Genomic DNA, 24,633 nt, shown 5'->3' on the forward strand with positions numbered 1-24,633 from the left:
CTTTATATTAATGATCGTGCTTTTCCCACGGAAATCGATCATGCCGTACATAATTGTAAAGCGCCTGCATTACGTTGCCCTGCTGCAATAAGCCGCTAGTAGCAGCAATGGCTGTTTGTTCCATCGAGTCGGATATCAACCACATTTTTCTAAAGTATTCTTTTGCGTTCTTAATCGATCCTTCTTCCATTTTTACAACTCTTTGGAACAATTTATGGATGTATTCCTCAGGACGATCCGTAACTTCATCCACCAAGCCCCAGCCGCATGCTTGTTCGGCACTGACTGGCAGCGTAGACAAGGTCATTGTATATGCGCGCTGGTAGCCGATTCGCCTTATCAAATAAGGGATAACCATGGACGGCAAAAGCCCCCATAATAATTCGGACAAATTAAACTTGGCGCGCGAAGTAGCCAGCACGAAGTCGCATGCTGCAGCAACGCCAACGCCGCCCGCCATAACCGCACCATCAGTAAACGCTACCACGATTTTGGGACTGGTAGAGATCCGTTTTAGTAAATGCATGAACAACTCGCAGAACTCTTTTCCCGCATCCGTGTCCGCTTCCGATTCTTCTACGATCGATTTTAAATCCATTCCGGTACAAAAAAACCCTTCACGTCCTTCGATGAGGATAATCCGGCAACTGGGATCTTGCTCTGCATCATCCAACATTGAATGCATTTCATGAAGCACTGTTGCATTCAGACTATTCCTTTGCAAGGGCCGATCCAAAGTTACCCTAAGCCAACCTGCCAACGAACGTAAAGAGATAGTGGTGTAGGATTTTCCTTTTTCCATGATCAGCTCCATCTATACTCTCTGTGGTATTCATTGATCTCGTGAAGAACCAAAAATCCGCTTCCCTTATAAAAATGACTGTAAATTGTATTAAAATCATCAAAAGCGACGCGATGGTTTCTCGTTCCAAATGGAATCTCCTTATTTAGAAGCAATAAACGCTCATACTCGTCTATTGATAATTTATGCCTTTTCGATAAAAGCTGCTCGATATTCATCTCCATCAACTCTTGCTTGGAACCTGGTCCTACAAGACCGCTGAAAAATTCGGACGAGCAGCCCGAACCGTAAGAGAACAACCCTATCCGCTTCTCTTCATGGATTGCCGTGTATTCGATTAAGCCGCATAATGACAAATACAAGCTTGCCGAATAGACATTGCCAACCTTTGAGCAATAAGTTAGGGAAGGCATAACACGTGTTTGGAAATCACTCTCGATTTCCTCAGAAGTCGCACGGTACAGTTCTCTCATCAGTTTCCGATGAGCTCCTTTAACCATCCCTCCAAATGGCGTATGAAATGCCAAGCTATCGAAGGTGGTCATAAAATCAACCTTCTCTACTTTATCTTCATAATCTCGAAAACATTGTTCAAAGCAGTCCAGGTAAGAAAGGAGCGAAAGATCTGAATCTCCGGTTTCCATATCCGGTAGCGGTCTGCACGTATCCATGACCTCAAAGCTATAGTATCCTGAAGCTCCTAAATCCAATTCCATGATGTCCGGCCGATCGCTAATAAGCATCGCTACTGCTCCAACACCTTGGGACGCTTCGAAATAATCCATATCTTCGGACAGCTTCGCCATATCCGTCGCAATGACTAACGCTTTTCTTCCTGGGAAACAGCTAGCCACAATATAGCTGGCTGCCATTTGCAGTGCGGCTGTTCCGCCATAACAGGCTTGCTTGAGTTCAAATACCCGACAATTATTGCTTAAAGTTAAATAGTCGTGTACATATGTACTTATGGATTTGCCAAAATCGATTCCGGATTCGGTAGTAGTAATTAATAAATCGATCATTTTCTTTTCTTTATCTGACAGCCGATCCACTAATGGTTTGGCGGCATTCACTGCATACGTAACGGGATCTTCGCAGGGGATTGCAACAGACTTCGCATCTAACATCAGATTGTCGTAACGCCCCGAATCCAGTCCCCTCTTTTCAAAAATAGAGCGGACATCTATGCAGGCTGACCCTCCAAAAAAGTTGATTGCCTCAATTCCGACTTTCATTGCCCCCGCCTCTTTCCAAAGATAATACTCGTGTTGATTCCACCAAACCCGAACGAATTACTCATAACGGTATCCAGCCGAGCTGATGCAGAAGCTCCAACGCAGAACCGAAAGCCGGATTCTATTGGGCTGCTCAAGTTCAATGTCGGATGAACAAAGTCTTCGTTCATTTGAATTACAGACGCGATTGCCTCCACAACGCCAGAACTGAATAAACAATGACCTGTTAGCGATTTGGTAGCGTTAAGCCATATGTCAGATACACGATCCCCAAAGGTAGTTCGTATCGCCAACAGTTCCGTTACATCTCCAAGCGGGGACGATGTTCCGTGCGTATTAATGTAACCAATGTCGTCCAGCGAAACACCTGCTCGCTTAATTGCCTGTTCCATGACCTGTGCTTCCCCTTCGACGCTAGGGTTTGACAGACGATTTCCATCCAAATGAAAAGCCCCTCCCAAAATATAGCCAAGGATAGGGGCATTGCGTGATAAAGCAGACTCCAAGCTCTCCACGATAAGTGCCGCCGAAGCTTGGCCGTAAATAAATCCCTCATGCTCGGAGTCGAAGGGGCGGCAAGCAAGATTCGGCGTACTTTGAAAAGTCCTTCCTCCTAACGCTCCAATATTGAAAAAGGCTCTCATTTCCATCGGAGATAGATCCGCGACCGGGGCCACGATTAGGCATGCATCCACTTCTCCCGATTTAACGAGTTGGCAGCCTTTAATAATCGCAGCATTACCGCTCGCGGAAGCTGCTCCTAATGAAAATCCCTCACCGTAGATTTGGAATATTTCGCTCAATACACCAACATAATTCGTATCCATGAAACGTAATGCATACGACGGTGATATATATTCGGGTTCTCTTTGAAACAGGTCATACAACGAATAAGAAATTTGCTGAGTAAGATTACTTCCTGCTACAATCAGGCCTCTACGATGAGGATCAATCTGTGATTCATGAAGCTGCGCGCCATACCATGCTTCTATAGAGCTGAGAATGACCGTCTGCATGGCAAGTGATGTTCTTCTCACCGCAAGTTGAACCCGTTGAATCATATCTTCCGGCAAACAAGATTGATACTTATCGAAAAGAGCATGAAAATCGAAATTTCGAATCATAGCTCCGATACTGGCAGAATCCATCTCATCCAAAAAATCAATACCGCATTTACCTTCAGATAACCCAGCTCTAAAGTCGTCCACTTGATGACCGATAGAGCTTACAACCCCCATCCCGGTTATTACGATCTGCGTCATTAGATTTAATTGCCTTCCTGGAAGATATGCACCAAATCGCCAATATTCGATGCTTTTCCGAATTTAATCATAGGGATTTTAACACCCAAGGTTTGCATGACAGACACCAGGATTTCCATTCGGTCCACGGAATTCGCCCCTAGTTCCCGCAGCGAGTCTTCCTGAGTAATTTGTTCCCCGGCTAATTCAGGCAACACTTCGCGGATATGCTCCACAATGATTTGAAATATCGACTCTCGTGTCAACTATAACCCCTCCTCATTCCATCGTTACAGAACATTTGTTAATTGATTGAATCGAGACTGCAGCAACTGCGCTGTCTCCTTCATCATCATATGGCCGATCTCATCAACATGGCGATTCCGCCAATTCTCTAACGAAGTTCCCTTGACCCATTGGTTGAAGGAACCTAGCGCAGGGCCGCAATGTACCTGGTAATCAACCTTCATCTCCTCTATCCCTTGCAGTGCCAATCGTGTGGAATATGCAAAGTACCACTTAAAAACCATGGCCATTTTATACTTAGGATTTCGCTCTGCCCTTTCAATCTCTTGTGGAGGATAATACTGCTTGCAATCGTTATAAACTTGATCAAAAGACCTTTTGAAATACTTTTCTTGAATTTGATTCCTTGTTTTATCGTCAATATCATCCAAAGATGAATACTTTTGATACAAGTCGTACAACTTATTCGCTCGGGCTGGAAAAAGCACCCCCCGCTTCAGCACTTGCACCTTCGCGCCTATCTCGAACATGTCCCCGGCTGGAGCATAATCCGTATCCTGAACGTTAATACTGCTCAACAGTTCCTTAACAGAAGAACTGGTCTTAGCCTCTACCGTGCATTGATTAATGGAACCCGTCATGATGAAGTCCGCACCTAAGATAAAAGCTGCGGCTGCGGCTTCCGGTGTACCGATTCCTCCTGCTGCACCAACCCTGACTTTTTTTCGGTATTGATACTTTTCCATCATCCGGTCTCTAAGTTTGATAATTGCAGGCATAAGCGCATAGGCGACTCCTTGATCGGTATGTCCACCGGAATCCGCTTCCACGCATATATCATCCGCCATCGGCATCATGCTTACTTTCTCTGCTTGCTCCAGACTAATTTTACCTTCTTGAAGCAGCTTTTTGACGATACGCTCAGGAGCCGGACTAAGGAACGCTTCGGCAACCTCTGGCCTAGATATTTTGGCTATTATTTTGTTGCTGCTGACAAGTTCTCCCGTTGGGGCATAATGAAATCCTCGTGCTTTGAATAATACCAAAGCCGGCGTAATGCTCATAAAAGCTGATGCATCAATCGTCTTTACGCCGCAATTCATGTATATCCGGCATGCCTCTTCCTCTGCATTCGGGTTTGCCGGATTATGTAGCAAATTTACCCCGTATGATTGCCCTTCCGTCAATTCGCTCTGGATTTTCCGGATTGCGGCCTCGATTTCCGTTAGCGTCAGCCCGCCTGTACCGAGAAAACCCATCATTCCGGACTTGCCCATTTTTATGACCATTTCAGGAGATGCGATCCCTTTATACATGGCTCCGGACAAATACGCATATTTCAATTTATAGTCTTGCTTGAATTCGCTGCTCCCTAACATTTCTGCCGTTATTCGGTGAGTTTGTGGCAACGCAGCATAAGAAGGCTTGGATCCTCGCTCCCATTCGATCGGCTGAACGGTAACAGTTTCTGCTGAGAATGATCTCCCGACCCCCTCCGCTGTATTTGCAGTCTTTTCTTCCTCACGAATTTTTCCGATTAACTTCGTGAGCACATTTCCCGGCCCAACTTCCGAAAATTCAGTTTCTCCAAGCCTCATAAGATATCGAATACTGTCATTCCATCTTACCGAAGCCGTAATTTGCTCGGCTAGATTCGCTTTGATTTCATCCTGTCCGTACGGTTTTGCCGTCAGATTGGATATGACGGGTATTCGTATCTGGCCAAACTCAAAAGATTCCATATAGCGCTTGAATTGCTCTTTTGCTCCATTCATATAGCTGGTGTGGAATGCTCCACTAACCTTTAACCGAATGCACATTTTGGCACGCGCTTCAAATAGCGGGAGCGCACGCTCTATCTCGCCCTGCGGTCCTCCTACGACGATTTGGGAATCAGCATTATAATTCGATATTTCAATGGAATACAGGCGGTTCTCCTTGATTACCGCTTCGACTTGATCAGCATTGAGCCCGATTACGGCAAGCATGCCTCCACCGGAAACCTGACTCATAAGCTCGCCTCTTTTCTTAACTAGACGAAGACCTGTAGCAAAATCGATAGCCCCAGAAGCAAAAAGTGCGTTGTATTCCCCTAAACTATGTCCTGCCAAATAGCGCGGTTCTTGTTCCGACTCTTGCAACCGACGGAGATAGCTTAATGCGTTTACTGTATATAAAGCTGGCTGCGTATATTGTGTTTGTCCTAATTGCCGGTCAGGATCCTCCAAGCATAACGTTCGAATGGAATAACCCAATATATCGTCTGTGCAGGAAGTAATGTCAGGAAACTGGTCAAAAAGATCTTTACCCATCCCGATATGTTGGGAACCTTGACCTGGAAATAAATAAACCGCCATTATACCCCACCTTTTCAATAATCATTTAAATTGAGACAGCTTGAAAGAGAGCGAGTCCAATTGTTCTGGAAACGATTCAATCTGACGATAAGGCGTCCACACTGCTATACATTCCGATCGGGATAAACTTGATAGGCACTGCTTCACGACATTAACGAGCGATCCCGAGGGACTTAGATCTAAATAAAGATGCTCTCCTTCTCGTTCCAAGTTACGAATGGCATCTGGAAATAAAATGGGATCACGGACTACTCTCCAAAAGTAATCATGTTCGAATCGCTTTTTTCTTCCCCCTTCACAACCAGAAATAAAATCAACTCTTGGGAAGATAAAGTCCAATGTCCTCAGATAGGCTAGATAATCGGATGCCGCTTCATCTACATGCTTCGAGTGAAAGCCATAGCTAACGGGAAGCATCTGACATGAAATATTTCGCTGTTTCAACTTCCATTCAATTTCCGCTAGCCCCCTTCTATCGCCGGAGATAACAAAATGATTTCCGTTCAGGGAAACAAGCTCGGAATTGTACCGAATAACAGGATCAAAAGCGTCCTGTTCATTTGAGATCACCGCCATCATTCCACCTTGTGCACAATTGGATTCCAGGCAATGCGCTTGTCTAAGCACCATTTCGAATGCCATATCCTCGTCGCACGTCCCCGCGGTGGCTGCAGCTACGAACTCTCCCAGGCTGCTTCCAATAACTTCATCTGGATGAATTGTGAAAGATTGCAGCAATTTTGATAAAGCAAGCTGAAACATAAAAATGGCCGGATGCGTATAAATCGTCCGGTCAAATGAATCGCTTATCTTTTTGTCAGTTGCAAACCACTCTGCCAAAATTGAAATTCCGCTAAATTTAATTGCAGATTCATTAAAGTGGTCGAGCCATCTTCGAAACACCCCGTATTCATGATACAGTTGCTTCCCCATCTGGTAATATTGGGAACCCTGCCCTGAAAACATAAACACTACTTTTTTTGAAGCCACCGGATATCACCCTCAAATCGATTTTCGACATTTCAGACTTTTAGAAATATAGAGCTTATTTGAAATGTAACAAATGATCTTGATTTCTTCTCATCCTGAATTTCACAAGCTGCTCTTTGTTTGAAATTTGAAAATAGATATTGTTCTGCAATAAATAACTGAGAGGATAACCGGGTTCCTTCCCATAGGAATGCCCTGGGTAAATGCGCGCCCGTGGCGGGACTTCTCGTTTGATGCGTTGTATGCTGTCGTACATAGCGGATGCATCTCCTCCATCCGTATCACAAGTACCGCAGCCTTCAATAAAAATCGTATCGCCAGTAAATAGGCAATCTTCTAGCAGATAGCATGCGCTTCCTATTGTGTGACCAGGGGTATGGAGTGTTCTAATTTCCGTCTCTCCCAACCACAATCGCTCTCCGTCTTGCAATGATTTTAAGTTCGTGCAAGAAAACCGATAATAGGAAATCTCTTCATGAAGCATGCACACTTCCGCATGATGGCCAACTGCAAACCATTCAGCCAAATCGACATGATCCTTATGGGAATGAGTAAGCAGAACATAGACCAAATCGACACCCAAATTTGCAATAGCCTGTTCAATCGTTACAGGCTCCCAAGCAGGATCAATTAGCAAGCATTGCTTCGTTGCCACATCAACTACCAAATAGCAATAATTGATGAACGGATACCTGCGAACCTTAAACTGATAAACCTGATATCGATTCCCCACTATGTATTCATTCCCTCTGTATGGCAGGAGCAGGATAAAATAGAGTCAATTCCCTGCAACGAAGCCAAATTCACATCAAATTTTGTATTTCTCGGCGACACAATCGTACATACATAATGCCCTAACACATAAGAACTTGAAGCATATTGTGGAAATTGGGAATAGGTACACCGAATAACTCCGTTACATTCCTTGATCTCTTGTATCTCTAACAGTCCCATAGACACAGTCAGGCCTGTCCTCAACACTTTGGACAATGCTTCCTTCGACGTCCAAAGCATAGTAACCAGTAATGGATATGAGCAGTTTACCCTGTTAATGAATCCTCTCTCTTGTGCCGTCATATGCCTTTCCATGATTCCGAGCTTGTCGTCATTCATAAACTCTAGATCGATCCCCATTGGGTGAGATTCTGGAAAAGCAATTGCCGCTCCAACACATCCGCTATGCGTGATGCTTACTTGCAAATTAGACGCTTGCTCCAACACTAGAAAAGGCTGCCCAAATACACCCGATTCGACAAAAATACTTTGATATCTTAAGGTAGGCATCAGCTCTGTTACGGCCCGCTTTGCGCTATATCTCCCCGCTATGTAGCTTTTTTTACGGCGATCAAAGCGCAGCTCCTCTAGGTAAGCGCTTTCATTTGGGTGAAGGACACGTTTTGCTAGTTCAACCCCACTCTCACTGTTTCCAATGTGGACAACACTTAACGCAGCATTTAACTTAACCATGTCTCTGCGTAAATCAATCCGTTGTCCAAATGATGCATAGCTCATAGCATCAGCCACCATTAAACAAGATTTTGAGGTTCCTTATATTATTTGCCTACCTATCAACGTGCCGAAACAACGGTTGATTTTCAGCAAATTTTTTACACACATTGACAAATATATACAAAATACCATCTTATACAACAGTATATCACAGCTTTTTTGAAAATGGAACATTTTTCTTATGTAAAATCTACCATTACCTTATTGTTCTTCAGCACTATAAAATGTCATTCCCCAATTAAAAGAGGAATGACATTTTGCAAATTTCGACAATGTCTATAAACTTACGATATTAAACATATCATTTTTTTCTAGAAGTACAGAAGCGACATGCCCTTAGCTTAAAACTCTGCCTATTGTTGAAGTATTTCTAGTCCTACATCGATAAGCCTTTCACTTCCAAGAAAGCTTAATGAGATTTTAGCTCGATTTTTCCGTTTGTCCACTTTCCGAATAATACCTTCCATCCCCTTTAGCGGACCACATTTTACTTGAACTCGTGAATTTATGACAATTGCGCCCGATAAATTAATAATATGATTTCTATCAAGCAATTGAAATAAAATAGAGACTTCTTCTTCAGGAATATTGGAAATAGAAACAATATCATCGCTACAATATATCTTACGTTGTATTTGAGAATTATTTAGAATACTGTAAACCTTCGGCACCTCTCGAAGCTTGTAGTATGTTTTTGTATTCATTGCAGTTCGTATGAGAAGATAACCGGGAAACATCGTTTTGACAACATAATGAATATGGCCTTGTTTTTTTTCACATAATCTTCTCTTAGGAACAATCGCATGTAATATGGACGGATCAAAATCACGACGTATAATTGCTCGAACAATCTCTTCACAACCCGTTTCAACACTTAATGCATACCATTTCATTTTTAGTCCCCTCACAACAATATGAATCATGACAGTATCTGTATCAAAATGAAAGACACAGAATAAAACGTTCTACTGCGAAATCGGTAACTCAACACGCATGATGTCTAGTTTGTAGGAGAGTTCATTTGAAGTTTGTTGATATCATTCTGCGGAGTCGGTGCTGAAAATTACTCGAGACGTAGTAAATGTAACTACATCTTTATGTAGTCAATGCTCTTCAATCTTATAGACATTCATGCAATCTCCTCCTTTCCCTATTTTTCTTAAGTTCAAATACATATTATCCAAGATATTGTCAATTCCTGCTTTTGATTGTATAAAAGTATCATTTTGTTCTCCCAAACATAATAAAAAGCCCGAAAACGGGCTTTAAAAAATGAAACTATTTATGGTTTTTATCCATGCTATTTTCAACAAATCGAGTTAACATCCAAATCGTTTAAATGGCCTGATCCATAGCGCATATGCGGCATCTGCCAAGCATTTCACCATCCATAATGAGCGAAAGCTCGTCATTAGCCTGTACAGATCCCACACCTGCAGGCGTTCCAGTAAACACCAGATCTCCTACCCCCAGCCCATAATGATCGGCAATATAGGAAATAAGGGCATCAAACGAGAAGATCATATCACCCGCCGAACCTGATTGCACTTCCTTACCATTGTTACGCAGGCTAAATGGGGAATGCAACAATGCCTCTGTTCCCGGATAAGGACGGAAAGACGTAATCGGCGCGGAGTTCAAGACTCCTTTTGCGGCCATCCACGGATGCCCCTTGCGCTTGAGCGCATCCTGAACATCGCGCAGCGTAAAATCGATTCCAAGTGCGTAGGCATCAACTACCTCGTCGGCATTCATTCCCTTCTGTACAGGCTTCCCGATTCGAAGTACCAGCTCGAGCTCATGATGTACGGCTCCAAGATGTAGCGGCAGCGGCAGATCGATCATCTCTGAAATATCCGTAACCGCGTGAGAGGGCTTCATGAATACCATAGGCTCCTGAGGAACCTCATTGCCAAGCTCGGCAGCGTGAAGGCGGTAATTGCGGCCTATGCAATATACATTTCGAATGAATGAATAATTACTTTTGTCAAAGCTTTGCGTACTTAAATTCGGATTCATGCTTTTCTCCCCCATAAATGTTCGGTGTTTTCCTGTCCGTATTAATTTAAATTTGAATAATTATGAATTATTGCTTTTTGCGTATGTTCCCGCCCTGATCGATCTGGACGCCCGGGGATATTTCCTGCACCCGCTTCATTAGCTTCTGCCCTCGTTCACCTTCGAGTGGAATAGCTTGCCCTACGTTTGTAAAGAACGGGGTCATCTTAAGCTCGCACTTCCCATCCTTCTTGCATTCCGCTTGAAGCGCCATCGTTTCCCAGGTTTTTGGGTTTTCTGCTTGCGTAAAAATAAAGTTGCCCATTGAGTATGCAATCCAGCTGTTTTTTTGCTGCTCGAAGCCCTGCACGACATGGGGATGGCCGCCAACGATGAGGTCTGCTCCGGAATCCACGAACAGCTTCGCCAGCTCCTTCTGCTTCGCATTCGGCTCGTCCGTCCGTTCTTCTCCCCAATGTGCAATCACGACAACAATATCCGCTTCCTTCTTGGCGGACTTGATTGCTTCTGCCGCCCGCTCCTTCGTCCCTTCATAGGTTGTCGCTACTCCAGGCTTGTTCTTCCACGCATACCAGGTGTCGTCCGGAATGACTCGACTAAGTCCCAAGAATGCCAATGTAATGCCATTGCGCTCTACAATATGCGGCGTATAGGCTTCTTTGGAATTGCTTCCAGCTCCTATGTAAGCAATGTTAGCAGATTTTAATGCTTTAAATGTATCAAGCAGCCCTTCTTCACCTTGATCCATCGAATGATTATTGGCCAAATTGACAATATCGATTCCCGCCTCAGCCATTGCCTGTGCCATCTTCGGAGACGATTTGTATACAAACAGTTTGTTGTCTGCTGGAGAACCACCAGTCGTGAGCGGCGTCTCCAAATTTCCAATCGCAAGATCCGCATCCTGCAGCAGTGACTTCGCATAATAATAAGGGAAGTCATACCCTTTATCCTTCACAACATCCTCAACGCGACCTGACATCATCATGTCACCTACGAAGGCTAGACGAACTGTCGGCTCCTTCTTATCATCCGGCACTGCTGTTGCATCATCCGCATTGGCGTCCTTAGAATCCTTCGAGTCATCCGCACCTTCTGCGGTCTGATCTTGTCCGCCTGTCCCTGACTTATCTCCGACAGGAGCTGTTATTCCATCCTGTGCTTCCGTTCCACCCAAATCGAACAACTTCCCCTGCCATGCAAACAGCGCCGCTGCAATGATGATAATACCTAGAACACTGTATCCCCATACAGCTTTCCGCTTCCTGTTCTGACGCTGCTCTCGCTGCTGCTTGTGACGTTCCGTTCTTGATAGCTCCATAAGCCCTCCTTCGTATGTTCATTTTTTTGTATGGTTAGATCCAATACATGCTAATTCTATTATAACAAGGGTACGATAGCCTCGGCAAAGAAGCATTTTCAACTCCCTCTACTCTGCCTATACCCAAACGAGGAACGAATGAACTACATTCTAAGTCCAACCAGTTCCAGTTCCAGTTCCAGTTCCAGTTCCAGTTCTAGTTCTAGTTCTAGTTCTAGTTCTAGTTCTAGTTCTAGTTCTAGTTCTAGTTCTAGTTCTAGTTCTAGTTCCAGCAGATGTTAGTCAGTCTCATGGACAAACATCTATCTTTTTGCACCAATTTGCACTGCATGAACAATACAAAAAAAGAGGCCGTGTTCATACACGACCTCCTAATTATCACGAACTATTTATATACGTACGATATCGCACTCATTTTATCATGCCAGTATGTCAGGAACTGCAAGCTTCTGCAAGCGTTCAGGCCATGCTGCTCGCACATGCTGTCGGCATGCCGTTCTCTGAAGCAGTCTCAGCTAAGATTGCAACGGACTGTTCACCCGCCATTCGCCCGCTGTGAATACAGTCTGGCATGCCAACCCCTTCATAGGGTTGACCCGCAAGAAATACACCTGGCAATTGAGTTCCAACGGACGCGCGCAGCTTCTGAATCGCCTGCACATGTCCTACCGGATATTGCGGCATCGAGTGCTTCAGTCTCGTAACCTCTACGAACTCCGGCTCGGATGTAATTCCCATAAGGTCTCGCAATTCATTGCGAACCGTGCGCTTCAGCGCTTCATCCGGCCAGTCGACACGCTCCTCATCTCCCGCTCGCCCAATGTAGCAGCGAACGATAAGCTTATCCCCTCTTGAAGTATGGGGCCACTTGATCGATGTCCACGTGCAAGCCGTTATGGCTCGCTTCTCTTTGCGTGAGATGAGGAAGCCAGTTCCATCCATCGGCTTCTTCACCACACTGCGTTCGAATACACTGACAACATTGGCAACCGATACATGTTCAATCGCCTGTAGTGCAGATGTATCCACATGTCCCTCTAAGAAGGTCGAAGCATGGTACGATGGTGTTGTGACCACGATTGAGGACGTCTCTATCTGGCTCCCATCATGGAGATGGATGCGATAGCGGCCATCTTCCATCTTCTCGAATCGGTCAGCACTCACGCCCAATTGAACATTCACCTTCAATTCTCGCAGCACATCCTCCAAGCGCTCAACAAGTGAGGTTAGTCCGCTGCGGAACGTTAAGAAGGTGGAGCCTCTTGCCACATCCGGCAATCCAGGGAGATTCTGTCCAGCCTTCCGGCTTGCCATCATTCCCTTGATAAGACTACCATACTTCCGTTCCACTTCAGCAAATTGCGGGAACGTCTGCTGCAAGCTCAACTTGCTCATATCACCTGCATAAATACCGGCAAGCAGCGGCTCTGCAATGTGCTCCATCACTTCATGACCTAATCGCCGCTCCAAGAATGAGCCTAGCGACTCATCCTCAGTCGACATACGCGGCTTCTTGAACAAATCCATCAACGCTCGGAGTTTGCCCATGACAGAAATAAGGCCTGTCTTCGCGAATGGAGTAAGCTCAGTAGGAATTCCAAGAATAAGGCCTGGCGGCATGCGATGCATAACCCCCCGCCTTACAATGTATGTCTTCTTGGCATGTGGATTCGTAGCTACAAGCTCCGTCTCCAGTCCGAGATCGCGTGCTAAATCGATCATCGGCATCTTACGGGCGAGAAAGGAATCCGGTCCCTTCTCGATAACACATCCATCCTTGCGCAACGTCTCGATCTTGCCTCCAAGTCGTGTTGCTTGCTCAATGATAGTTATATTCAGAGTTCGTCCGTTCTCTACCGCCTTCTTTGCCGCGTAGTAGGCAGCGGACAACCCCGTTATTCCCCCGCCGATGATGACCAGATCCCGCGAACAGTTCATGTTACGCCCCTTCTTTCTCTAGCTCCCTATTGATCCAATTTCATAATCGTGTCGGCCAATACCGACATGAATTGTGGATCGTCGTTCAACATGCGAATGCGCTTGAAGCCAAGCTGCAAGTTCTGTGCATTCTGAAGTGCTTCAATGTCCAAATCATACAGGACTTCCAAATGATCGGATACGAATCCGATCGGTGCAGACAGCACCCACTTGGTTCCCTCGTCCGCAACAGTGGACAGCGTGTCTAATATATCTGGGCCAAGCCATGGTGTTGCAGTCTGGCCTGCACTTTGCCATGTAAAGCGCCATTGGCTATCCTTCAACCCACACTGCTTGGCTATAGCTGCAGCTGTTGCATTCAATTCATCTGGATATGGATCGTTCATCTCCAGTATTCGTGCCGGCAAGCTGTGGGCACTGAACAGCACCTCAACCGCTTCACGATCCACTCCTTCCTGTACGAATGCATCCAGCTGCTCATTCACTCGCTTCGCAAGCGCATCAATAAGTTCCGGATGCAGATGATAGCTATTCACACATTTCATCCGGATACCGTGCTTTTCCGCCTCTTCCTGAGCACGTTTATTGTAGCTGCCGACACTCATCACGGAGTAATGCGGAGCCAGTACAATACTGACGGCCTCCGTAATACCATCGTGCGCCATTGCTGCTACGCCGTCTTCTATATAAGGCTGAACATGCTTCAACCCTTGATAGCACATATACTGTACATTTGTATTTTCCGTGAGTCGATCCAAAGCAAGCTGCAAGCCAGCGACTTGGCGATCCGTATGCTCACGAAGTGGAAATACACCGCCTACAATTGCTTCATAGCGCTCTTGTAGTTCAGCAAGCTGCTCGGCAGAAGGCGGATTTCCTCTCCGGATGTGCGTGTAATAGGGTTCGATTTCTTCCATGCTGCGTGGTGTCCCGTAAGACATGACGAGGACGCCTACTCTTCTCTTACTCATGCGCCACCTCCATCGTGATTTACTGCCAAGTTCTATTTACGAGAAGCAATGGCTTCAGCCGAGTACGAGTGAACAAATTCCGTTAATTGCTTCAGCTTGTCTAGTGATGCCTCTGGGAATAGTCCGTGTCCAAGGTTGAATATATAACCTGGCTCCTTCACGCCTTCGTCTATAATATGAGCCGCTTCACGTTGAATAATGTCCATCGGACCGGTCAGCAGGTACGGATCAAGATTGCCTTGCACCGCATATTTGCCAGCCAAGCGCTTGCGACCTTCTGCAATCGACACACGCCAATCCAGTCCGATCACATCAGCCTTCAGCTCATGCAAATACGGCAGCAGCTCACCTGAGCTAACGCCTGGGAAGTAGATGCTTGGCACACCCAAATCAGATAATTCAGAATATATTCGTTCCATAACAGGGAGGACATATCTCACGTAATCACGTGGCGACAAGGAGCCCACCCAGCTGTCAAATAACTGGAATGCCTTGCCCCCATTCGCAATCTGAGCACGAATATAGCGAATAACCATATCGCCCAGCTTGTCCATAAGAGCGAACCATACTTCCGGCGCTTCATACATCATCGTCTTCGTCCGAATATAGGACTTCGATGGCCGTCCCTCAATGAGATAGCTCGCAATCGTGAACGGTGCTCCCGTAAATGTAATCAACGGTACGTTCAGCTCCGCGTCCAGTATCCGAATTGTCTCGAGAATATGCCCAAGATCTCCTTCTGGATCAACTGGCTTCAAGCGCTCAACATCCTTAGCAGTGCGGATCGGATTATGAATAACTGGACCAACCTGCGCTACAATATCGAAATCAATACCCATCGATGCGACTGGATTCATGATGTCTGAGTAGAGGATAGCGGCATCGACACCAAGCTTCTTCACTGGCATCATCGTCACTTCCGCAGCCAAGTCAGGCTGGCGGCATATTTCAAGTAAGCTGTACTTCTCCTTAATCTTGCGATACTCCGGATCATAGCGACCCGCCTGGCGCATATACCATACTGGCAAGCGATCTACTGATTGTTTGCGGCATGCGCGGATAAAACGATCATTATAAGTCATAGATACCCTCCGAACGAACGGTATTGTGCAAATTGTTACAACCTGACGCTTCCATTATGCCCGTTTTCCAGAACGACCACAACCAGACCATCTCTCGAAGCTATGACAATCTGTTGACAATCGACGTCCGGAAATGAACAGACTTTGACATTTTATCATACATGCCCCTCCTTTGCCGATATTCCACCACTTCTCTGCATTCATTCTGCGTATTCAAATTTGAACATGGACACATTCGAGACAACCTTACCTTCATAAAATTTATAATGTTGCACATCATATGCTCATGGATTAGGGACACATAGGAGGGACAGCACTTATGGACTGGCTTCAGCAGCTGAATGACGCATTTCATGATTGCGATGACTTAACCGTGCGTTCTTATGGTGACGGAGAAGTAACGCTATATTACTTTGATCGCCTACTTGATGGAAGGCAATTTCAACAAATTGTGACCTCTTTCTTCGAGGATAATCCAACGGATGTGAGCATTATGCGAATGTTGTCCACATGGCAAGCCGTCAATGAGCCTAGCCCAGCAGCAAGCGAACGCTGCTTCATCACTTCCGTATTGGAAGGTCAGATTGGTGCGGTATACCGTTCAAAACTGTATACCGTTGCCTCTGGAGGCGCCCCGACTAGACCCGTTGGCGCTACAGAGCGAGAAACCTTAATCACGGGCCCACACGACGCCTTCATCGAAGATGCGTGCACCAACATCGCTCTCTTGCGCCAGCGTTTGCGCACAACTCACCTCAAAGTGAAGCAAATAGACATCGGACACAAATGTACTCAATACGTTTACCTGGTTTACTTGGAAGGGAAAGTGGATAAGTCTGCACTTGAAGAAATCAATCGCCGACTGCAGTTCCTTCAAATGGATGAAGTGATGGATGGAAATACAGTTGCTAAACATTTGGAGAATTCGCCGTACTCATTTTTCCCACAGTGGTACGATACAGAACGGCCTGATGCAATTGCTAGTTGTCTATCGCTTGGCAAAATCGCGCTAATTACGGATAACAGCCCTTCCGTGATGGCGGCTCCTGCACGTTTCTTGGAATTTTTCGCATCAACAGGGGATGCATATGAGAGATGGCATTTCAGCGTTTTTATCCGCTTTCTGCGTTTAGCTGCCTTCATGCTTTCTATTATGTTTAGTGCTTTTTATGTGGCGGTTACAACCTATCACTATCAATTCATTCCGGCTACGTTGCTGAAGACCATTGTTAGTTCACGCTCGTCTGTTCCCTTTGACCCGATGATTGAGGCGCTGCTGATGGAATTTGTCATCGAGCTGCTTCGAGAAGCAGGAGTTCGGCTGCCGACGAAGATTGGACAGACTATCGGTATCGTAGGCGGTCTCGTTATTGGACAAGCCGTTGTTCAAGCTGGACTAGCCGGGAATGTACTTATCGTCTCTGTTGCGGCCGGTGCGTTGTCCTCCTTCATCGTGCCGAATTATACCATGGAGACCTCACTGCGCCTGCTGCGCTTTGTTGCGATTCTGTTAGCCGGCTTTCTTGGCTACTTCGGGCTGATGGTGTTCTTCATCGTCTTCATTGTGCACCTATGCCATCTGCGCAGTATCAATCGGGAGTATATCTACTTAAATGGAGTGCCCTTTTATATGTTCTTGTCCCGATCCCTAATGCCGCAATCTGTGGCGCACCCAGCAACTGATGTTGTGGCGGGTGACGGAAGTAAACATGAGATGAAATCGGAGGTGCAGTCTTGTCACCAACATGCAAAGCCTGGGGAGTAGGTATTCTCATCTATATGGCACAGCGCGGGGTTATGTTTTTTCAATTGCCTAACCTTATGGCACAGCAATTTGGAACGAACAGCTGGATTATGATTCCGGTTTTTTACTTGCTGTCTCTGCTTCACATTATCGTGATGTACTATGGGATGCGAAGACAAGAATTTCGATCCATCCCTCAGCTCATAACGGAGCAGCTGCCTAAGTATGTGGCTGTCCCTCTTCTCACCTTTATTGGCATCCAGTTCATTAGCATCGTGTATATTGTGATTCACTCCTACACCCTTGTATTTCAATATACGAACGATACTTCTGTGAGCATTAATACACTGAGCTTAATCGTATTGGGGACGGCGTTATATTGTGCATGGCTCGGCCCTTATACGATGTCCAAAGCTTCTATTATTTTTCTGGCGCTGACATGCTGGTCTATCGGATTGGAGCTGTTGCAGTTCACCGATTTCCAGATTGCAAGACTTACACCATTTATCTTTTATCAAGCCCAGCCAACAGCAAAAGGCATCGGAGAAATCATGAGTTCGTTCTTCGGGTTTGAGCTATTAATGATGATGGCTCCGCTGCTGGATAACAGGACGAAATGGTTCCGATCCGTGCTCCTATTCAATGGATTCGTAGCTGCCTACTATCTCATGTACTGCTTGCTAGTCCAGGGCATGCTTCCGCTGCATCAATCCAGTACAATGCGATATCCGGTGCTTCGACTATACGGCGGCTCCCGATTGACAGCATTAGAGAACATTACCGACTTGCTATTTATTTTCATGATGTTCTCAGCTGTTGTCTCTGCCGCGATGTACATATGGAGCGCCTCGCGAGCCATCATGCAATATCAGTTGCAGGAATGCAAACGGCCAGTATTCCTTCTGTTAGGACTGTTGTGTGCGCTGCTTCTGCTTGCTCCCGTTTCAGTTGAACAGTTCAACATTGTTAACGAGATCATCGCTTACGGAGACTGGATTCTTATTTTCACCCTCATTATGCTGTATTGGATACTACCAGTCCGGAATGATAAGACGCGCTCTGCCATGCAGCACGAAGATACGTCCATGCACGAATCCGCCTGCCCACAGCCGTGAACTGGAGGTTATCACATGAAGATTATACCCACTAGAAAGCTTGTCTTGACTGGGATCATCTTGAGTACCTGGATTGCAACAACCGGATGCCAGCAGAAGATTATTGTCAATGAGGCTGGTTTCATTCAGACGATTACCGTCGACACCGGAACGAAACAGCCCTACGAATATGGCATCAGCTTTCCTCAAGAAGCCAATGGAAAAAAGTCAATCATATGGAACTCGATTTTGGAAGCACCGGACTTCCAAGGAGCAATGAATCATTTCAATTTATTGACGCAATCTCAGCTCGTGGTTGGACAATTACGCAACATCTTATTCGGCGAAGAGGTCGGGAAACAAACGGTGAATGCCATTCGACATCTCGTCTATGATTCGAAGTTCCCGCTCACTTCTAACCTGCTCATGGTACGGGGCAAGGCGAACTCTATCCTCCAAGCACCGAAGGAAGAGCTGAATCTGCCACTATATCAATTGCTGATGAAGCTTCACAAAAACAAAAATTTAACCTTGTCCTCGCTCTTCAACTTTATCCGAGATGATCTGGATGACGGAATTGAGCCTATCTGTTCGATTGCGAGGTTCGATAATAATAATGTATCTATTCATGGAATGGCATTATTCCGTAATGGAAATTGGGTCGCAACCATACCTGAGGAGGATGTCAACTTTATGCTCACTATGCGTCATAACCGGATGACTGCCCCACTGTATATCGCTGAGAAGCATCTTAACACCACCCAGCCGCTTATTATTGAGAACGCTCAAGTCAGAAGGGAAATTCGAGTCCTTCGAACAGATCCCCATCCAGAGGTGGAAATCGTGCTTACCATCAAAGGAGCCACCACCTCTTCATTGAACGAGCTCGGCAACAATAAAGTCGGCACTTCAACAAACATTGCCAAAGAGCTTCAGCGCAAGTATGAGCAAGTCATTCACTTTCTGCAGGAGAATCGGACAGATTGCCTCGGAGTAGGCATGCATGTGCGCAATAAAATCGGGTACCCCGCTTTTAAAGGGGAAGAATGGCCGGAGCGATTTGCGAAATCCAACATACGGTGCACAGTGAGTTTCACGAAAATTAACGAGGTGTAAGATTGATCGGCACGACACCTTTCAATATGACAACATTGTTATAGTACAATATGGTATACTGATACCAGTTGCTGGCACATCGGACGGACCGTGACCTAAGAAAGTGGTGAACAGGATATATGCAGCAATGGAAACTAAATCTCATCATTTTATGGTTCGGTTCATTTCTTGCCATGGCGGGAATGACCATGGTAACACCGTTTCTCGCTTTATATTTGCAGCATGATATCGGGCTAACCGATACCCATCAAATCGCACTCTGGTCGGGTTTTATATTTGCTGCGAACTTCTTCACTTCATTCATCTTCCAGCCAATCTGGGGGAAATTTGCCGACAAGTACGGTCGTAAAGTAATGCTGCTCCGCTCTGGATTCGGAATGGCGGCAGTAACCGCGTTAATGGGGCTAGCGCAGACACCTTGGCACCTCCTGCTGCTGCGCATGCTGAACGGAACCATTTCCGGGTTCAATCCTGCCGCCGTTGCCCTCGTATCGTCAACGACACCGAAGGAACGAATGGGCTTCGCAATGGGTGTGCTTCAATCCGGCGTTGTTGCCGGATCTATCTTGGGTCCACTGATTGGCGGCGTTCTAGCCGATTGGGTCGGATATCGCCCTATCTTCTACATTACAGGCACCTTGCTCTTCCTCGCGACCTTGCTGACGATGTTCATGGTGAAGGAATCATTCGATCGCGAGAAGGCAACCGACGCAGCCGAAAAGTCTGTACTCGAGGGCTTCAAGGAATTGGCTCGCATCCCGCAATTGAAGTCGTTATTGGCTGTAACCTTCCTACTTCAATTTGCAATGCTCAGCCCCATGTCGCTGCTTCCGCTCTATGTACAAGAGCTGCATGGGTCACAGAAAGATCTTGCGCTGCTCGCGGGCATTGTCAGTGCGGTTACCGGGCTATCCAATATGATATGCTCGCCAATACTCGGGAAGCTTAGTGATAGGATCGGGTCGCATCGCATCTTGACCGTCTGTCTTATTGGTGCAGCCTGCTCCTTAATCCCTCAGGCATTCGTCAATCAAGTATGGCAGCTTGCTGCCGTACGATTCGTGCTTGGCATATTTATGGGAGGTCTTCTCCCTTCCGTCAACTCGCTTATTCGCAAATATACGCCTGACGGAATGGAAAGCCGAGCTTACAGCTTCAACAGCAGCACACTGGCACTAGGCAATATGGTTGGGCCAATCGTCGGAGGACTGGTCTCCGGCGTGATCGGAATAGAGGGAATCTTTATTATGTCGGGAGCGTTATTGCTTATCAATACTGTGTGGACTCGCTTCTCGTTGTACGGCAGTACACGTGCACAAGTCCGTCCGTAGTGTTAGCGAAGCACGTGTTCCATTTGAGTAGTCGTTCATAAGCAGCTCAAGAATAGGTCACAGCAGCATGCCAGTTACCTCAATAGGCTTCAGACATAACGAATATCGCCAACAAGACCCAGGGATGCCCTGGGTCTTGTTCTATATTAGACTCGCCACCGAGCTTCGCTCTACGAACTCAAAACGCGCAGTACGCTGCTCTGGAATCGCTTCTGGCTGCATTATGCGGGTATAGCAAGCCTGGAACATGGCAGCACCAGCCTCTTCGTTGCGATAATCAATCGAAGTTACGCCGATTACTGCCGCCATAGGGAAGTTCTCACAGCTTATCAGGGACAGATGTTCCGGTACATAAATGTCCCGCTTCCTTCCCTCCAATATAATCCCAGCCGCAACTTCATCGCCAGAAGCAATAATAGCGGTCGGACGATTATCCATGGCAATCCACCTCTGCAGCACCTCAGCCCCATGCTGTATATTACTGCTTCGATAGAACATCCAATCCTCATCAGGTGTTACACCAACATCCCGCAGGGCATCCATATAGGCCTGCAAGCGGATTGAACTATTGTAGCTATACTCCCTACAGACTGATATCCCGATATGTCGATGACCTTTATCGATTAGATAGCGCATGGCATAGCTGTAGCTTCCATAGTAATCGAAGCTGATCGAGCTGATCGGGCGATTGCCAGCATGCTCTAACGACACAATCGGCCCATAGTGTGCGTACTCCTCAATCGTATCCCATGATAAATCCTTCGATACAATAATCAGTCCGTCAATTTGTCTACGCTTCAACATATGAAGCGCGCGCAGCTCTTCTTCCTCGTTATAATCCGTTTGAAAAAATACGAGGTTATATTTATGTTTCAGCGCTTCATCTGCCAATCCCGTCATGAAACTGGAGAAGAAAGGCATATCCATGCACGGAAGCAGGATGCCAATCATCTGTGTTCTCCCTTTGACTAGATGAACCGCATTGAAATTTTGACTGTAATCAAGCTGCTCGACCACCTGCATGACGGCCTCACGCTTCTCCTGACTCACATAGGGATGATTGTTCAATACACGGGAGACCGTGGTGACGGATACCCCCGATAGCTCCGCAATCTGCTTAATATTCGCCATATACGTAATCCCCCTCATTCATCCATCGCACTCTTTATTATAACGCATGGTAACCGTTGTCTGAAAAAAAGTAAAAAAAGCTTGCTATGAAATGCATTTCATCTGTTACGTTATAGCTGTAGCCGTTATCTGCTGGCGTAACCGATGCATGTGATGAAGCACGTACAGCATTGCTTCGTCTCATGGAAGAGGGCGTTACGGCAGAACGGCTCGCAGCCGAGCAGCATGAAGAAGGAGAGAGAAATGATGACAAGAAGCATCGTATTTTTTGACATAGACGGAACATTATTGAATGAACAGAAGCGGATCGATCCTTCTACGAAGCAGGCTATCACACAGCTCCAGCAGTCCGGCATATATACAGCGATTGCAACCGGCCGCTGTCCTGCATCCTTCAAGTGGGTATGCGAGGATCTCAATATCCAATCCTTCGTGTCCATGAACGGACAGTATGTCGTCTTTGAAGGACAAGTTATCCATGATAATCCAATTCCAGCTGCTGAAGTTGACCGCTTAACTACAATGGCTGACGAGCGCAACCATCCTCTCGTCTACTTGCAGGCAGATGCCATGCAGAAGTCCATGAAGCAGAATACATTTACCGAGGCGCTGAAGCAGTTCCAAATCGAGCGGCTGCCTGTTCGTCAGGCCAGTGATTCAAATAAGCCCGTGTACCAAATTTTATTATTCTGCAATGAGCAGGATGGAATGGAATACGCCGCACACTTCCCTGATTATCAGCAGCATCGCTGGCATACCCACGCAGTAGACTTTCTACATGCCGATACAACAAAAGCTGTTGGGCTGCAAAAGATGATCGAGCATGCCGGATTTTCTCGGGAGCATTGCTATGCTTTTGGCGACGGCACGAACGATATTGAAATGCTACAATTCGTTGGCACTGGTGTGGCGATGGGGAACGCATCCGATGATATTCAGATGCATGCTAATTATGTAACATCCTCAAATAATGAAGACGGAATTCGGAATGGTCTGCAAGCGATTGGTCTCATTTAGCACATAAATGAACACCCCTCCGGCATGCAGGCCGGAGGGGTGTATGTTCTGTTCTTAGATTACTATGATTTCTTATACAATGTGCAGCAGGTTCAAGAATACGAGCAGAATGACAATCGGAATGACATAACGCAACAGCATCACATATAGGGCAAGCCCCTTCTGCCACCATGCTGCTTCTGTACGGAACTCCTCCTTCAACCGATCCTTAGGGAATCGATAGCCGACGAATAATGCGATTAGCAGTACGCCGAGCGGCATCAAAATATTCGTTACTGCGTAGTCAGCAGCTTCGAAGATCGTCAAGCCGAATAGCTGAACTTCGGACAGTACGCCGAAGGACAACGCAGAAGGCACACCAGCCAAAAAGATCAAGATACCGAACAGCACACTTAGCCGTTTGCGATTGATTTTATTCCCGCGCGAGAAGCCCGACACCAAGATTTCCAACATCGAAAATGCGGAAGTCAATGCCGCGAATAAGAAAAGCGCCAAGAATAACGTAATAAAAATTCCGCCGTAAGGCATTTGCTCGAACAGTGCTGGAAGCGTGCCAAACAGCAGACCTGGACCTTCCTGCGGCTTCATCCCCAATGCGAACAACGCTGGAAAAATCGCGATTCCCGCCATAATCGAAGTCAACACGTTCAAGCTAACGACCGACGTCGCAGATTTCACCAACGACTCCTTCTTGTTCAGGTAAGAGCTGTATGTGACCATAACAGATACACCGACACTGAGGCAGAAGAAGGACTGTCCCAGCGCATTCAGAATAGCTTGTCCGGTCAGCTTGCTGAAGTCCGGCATAAGGAAGTACTCAAGCCCTTCCGTCATACCCGGAAGTGTCAGCGATCGAAGAATGAGGACAAGAAACAGGATGAACAGCCCTGGCATCAAGATGCGGCTTGCTCGCTCAATGCCTGATTTAATCCCTTGACCGACGACGACAATCGTAATCAGCATGAAGGATAGCTGCGCCATGACTGCAGTCCATGGATTGGAGACTGTCTGTGCAAACAGCTCATCATAATTTCTGCCTTCTACGAGCAATCCCCCTACAATACCACGGGCCAAATAAAGTAGAATCCAGCCGCCTACTACACTGTAGAAGGAGAGCAGCAGGAAACAAGTTCCCATTCCTAAATATCCTGTCCAATGCCAACGCGTGCCCGGCGCAATTTCTTTATATGCACCGATTGCTTCCTTGCCTGTTCCACGACCGATCACAAATTCTGCAATGAGCAGCGGCAAGCCAATGCCTAATGTAAAAATAAGAAACAGAAGTAAAAATGCCCCGCCACCGCTAGTGGCGACGACATTCGGGAACTTCCATATCGCTCCGAGGCCAATGGCCGATCCCGCCGAGGCCAATATAAATCCAATCTTCGAAGTCCACTGCTCATTACCCTTCATGAATTCCTCCTGCAACCGTTCTTTCTCGTTGTCATCATCTCAACTTGCTTGTTGCCTAATCTGTGATTGTTGTACC

Annotated in this window: 21 protein-coding genes; 5 read left to right on the top strand and 16 right to left on the bottom strand. The window is 46.3% G+C overall.

All coding sequences use genetic code 11. The features are described 5' to 3' along the window. Window positions 1-7: 7 nt before the first annotated feature. The 14 genes from ABN764_RS23795 to hemE form a co-directional block, all read right to left on the bottom strand. Entirely contained in the window at window positions 8-802 is a 795-nt protein-coding gene (locus ABN764_RS23795) for an enoyl-CoA hydratase-related protein (RefSeq protein ID WP_268626487.1), read from the bottom strand. 2 nt (window positions 803-804) lie between these two features. Next, on the bottom strand, window positions 805-2,037 hold the full coding sequence (locus ABN764_RS23800) for a hydroxymethylglutaryl-CoA synthase family protein (protein WP_268626486.1): 1,233 nt from the start codon (window positions 2,035-2,037) through the stop codon (window positions 805-807). Then, window positions 2,034-3,299 carry a beta-ketoacyl synthase N-terminal-like domain-containing protein gene (locus ABN764_RS23805; protein ID WP_446673293.1) on the bottom strand — a complete coding sequence of 422 codons (1,266 nt, stop codon included), beginning with the start codon at window positions 3,297-3,299 and terminating at the stop codon, window positions 2,034-2,036. Before ABN764_RS23805 ends, ABN764_RS23800 begins: the two co-directional genes overlap by 4 nt. 5 nt (window positions 3,300-3,304) lie before the next feature. Next, entirely contained in the window at window positions 3,305-3,544 is a 240-nt protein-coding gene (locus ABN764_RS23810; RefSeq protein WP_268626484.1) for an acyl carrier protein, read from the bottom strand. A 24-nt stretch (window positions 3,545-3,568) separates the two neighbouring features. Beyond that, entirely contained in the window at window positions 3,569-5,881 is a 2,313-nt protein-coding gene (fabD, locus tag ABN764_RS23815) for an ACP S-malonyltransferase (protein WP_446673294.1), read from the bottom strand. Between the two features lie 21 nt (window positions 5,882-5,902). Further along, on the bottom strand, window positions 5,903-6,871 hold the full coding sequence (locus ABN764_RS23820) for an acyltransferase domain-containing protein (RefSeq protein ID WP_446673295.1): 969 nt from the start codon (window positions 6,869-6,871) through the stop codon (window positions 5,903-5,905). A 55-nt stretch (window positions 6,872-6,926) separates the two neighbouring features. Then, window positions 6,927-7,604, bottom strand: coding sequence for an MBL fold metallo-hydrolase (locus ABN764_RS23825; protein ID WP_446673296.1), 678 nt, complete (start codon window positions 7,602-7,604; stop codon window positions 6,927-6,929). Beyond that, the gene (locus ABN764_RS23830; RefSeq protein ID WP_446673297.1) at window positions 7,604-8,383 is read right to left on the bottom strand and encodes a 4'-phosphopantetheinyl transferase family protein; all 780 of its coding nucleotides are present in this window, start codon (window positions 8,381-8,383) and stop codon (window positions 7,604-7,606) included. Before ABN764_RS23830 ends, ABN764_RS23825 begins: the two co-directional genes overlap by 1 nt. Window positions 8,384-8,733: 350 nt before the next feature. Then, window positions 8,734-9,273, bottom strand: coding sequence for an antiterminator LoaP (loaP, locus tag ABN764_RS23835; protein WP_268626481.1), 540 nt, complete (start codon window positions 9,271-9,273; stop codon window positions 8,734-8,736). 442 nt (window positions 9,274-9,715) lie between these two features. After that, window positions 9,716-10,399: a fumarylacetoacetate hydrolase family protein gene (locus ABN764_RS23840; RefSeq protein WP_446673298.1), complete on the bottom strand. Its 684-nt coding sequence runs from the start codon at window positions 10,397-10,399 to the stop codon at window positions 9,716-9,718. A gap of 67 nt (window positions 10,400-10,466) precedes the next feature. After that, a complete protein-coding gene (locus tag ABN764_RS23845) occupies window positions 10,467-11,720 on the bottom strand; it encodes a CapA family protein (RefSeq protein ID WP_446673299.1) in 1,254 nt (417 codons plus the stop codon). A 459-nt stretch (window positions 11,721-12,179) separates the two neighbouring features. Further along, entirely contained in the window at window positions 12,180-13,658 is a 1,479-nt protein-coding gene (hemG, locus tag ABN764_RS23850) for a protoporphyrinogen oxidase (protein WP_446673300.1), read from the bottom strand. A 26-nt stretch (window positions 13,659-13,684) separates the two neighbouring features. Beyond that, window positions 13,685-14,629 (bottom strand): ferrochelatase, encoded by a 945-nt coding sequence (hemH, locus tag ABN764_RS23855; protein ID WP_446673301.1) that lies wholly within the window; start codon window positions 14,627-14,629, stop codon window positions 13,685-13,687. 32 nt (window positions 14,630-14,661) lie between these two features. Then, window positions 14,662-15,711: a uroporphyrinogen decarboxylase gene (gene hemE, locus ABN764_RS23860; protein WP_021253265.1), complete on the bottom strand. Its 1,050-nt coding sequence runs from the start codon at window positions 15,709-15,711 to the stop codon at window positions 14,662-14,664. Between the two features lie 319 nt (window positions 15,712-16,030). On the opposite strand from hemE, the gene ABN764_RS23865 reads away from it, so the two are divergent. The 4 genes from ABN764_RS23865 to ABN764_RS23880 all read left to right on the top strand — a co-directional run bounded on the left by ABN764_RS23865 (window position 16,031) and on the right by ABN764_RS23880 (window position 20,996). Beyond that, window positions 16,031-17,476 carry a spore germination protein gene (locus ABN764_RS23865; RefSeq protein WP_446673302.1) on the top strand — a complete coding sequence of 482 codons (1,446 nt, stop codon included), beginning with the start codon at window positions 16,031-16,033 and terminating at the stop codon, window positions 17,474-17,476. Beyond that, a complete protein-coding gene (locus ABN764_RS23870) occupies window positions 17,446-18,570 on the top strand; it encodes a GerAB/ArcD/ProY family transporter (RefSeq protein ID WP_174808472.1) in 1,125 nt (374 codons plus the stop codon). Before ABN764_RS23865 ends, ABN764_RS23870 begins: the two co-directional genes overlap by 31 nt. A 15-nt stretch (window positions 18,571-18,585) precedes the next feature. Continuing rightward, the gene (locus ABN764_RS23875) at window positions 18,586-19,665 is read left to right on the top strand and encodes a Ger(x)C family spore germination protein (protein WP_446673303.1); all 1,080 of its coding nucleotides are present in this window, start codon (window positions 18,586-18,588) and stop codon (window positions 19,663-19,665) included. A 119-nt stretch (window positions 19,666-19,784) separates the two neighbouring features. Continuing rightward, window positions 19,785-20,996, top strand: coding sequence for an MFS transporter (locus ABN764_RS23880; RefSeq protein ID WP_021253269.1), 1,212 nt, complete (start codon window positions 19,785-19,787; stop codon window positions 20,994-20,996). A 141-nt stretch (window positions 20,997-21,137) separates the two neighbouring features. On the opposite strand, the gene ABN764_RS23885 is transcribed toward ABN764_RS23880, so the two are convergent. Continuing rightward, the gene (locus ABN764_RS23885) at window positions 21,138-22,127 is read right to left on the bottom strand and encodes a LacI family DNA-binding transcriptional regulator (RefSeq protein ID WP_446673304.1); all 990 of its coding nucleotides are present in this window, start codon (window positions 22,125-22,127) and stop codon (window positions 21,138-21,140) included. A gap of 243 nt (window positions 22,128-22,370) precedes the next feature. Here ABN764_RS23885 and ABN764_RS23890 point away from each other — a divergent pair, with 243 nt between their 5' ends. Next, window positions 22,371-23,144 (top strand): Cof-type HAD-IIB family hydrolase, encoded by a 774-nt coding sequence (locus tag ABN764_RS23890; RefSeq protein WP_446673305.1) that lies wholly within the window; start codon window positions 22,371-22,373, stop codon window positions 23,142-23,144. A gap of 72 nt (window positions 23,145-23,216) precedes the next feature. On the opposite strand, the gene ABN764_RS23895 is transcribed toward ABN764_RS23890, so the two are convergent. Continuing rightward, window positions 23,217-24,557 (bottom strand): sodium-dependent transporter, encoded by a 1,341-nt coding sequence (locus tag ABN764_RS23895; protein ID WP_021260146.1) that lies wholly within the window; start codon window positions 24,555-24,557, stop codon window positions 23,217-23,219. Between the last annotated feature and the right edge of the window lie 76 nt (window positions 24,558-24,633).

The sequence above is a fragment of the Paenibacillus wuxiensis genome, assembly GCF_040195695.1.
GTDB lineage: Bacteria > Bacillota > Bacilli > Paenibacillales > Paenibacillaceae > Paenibacillus_B > Paenibacillus_B suaedae.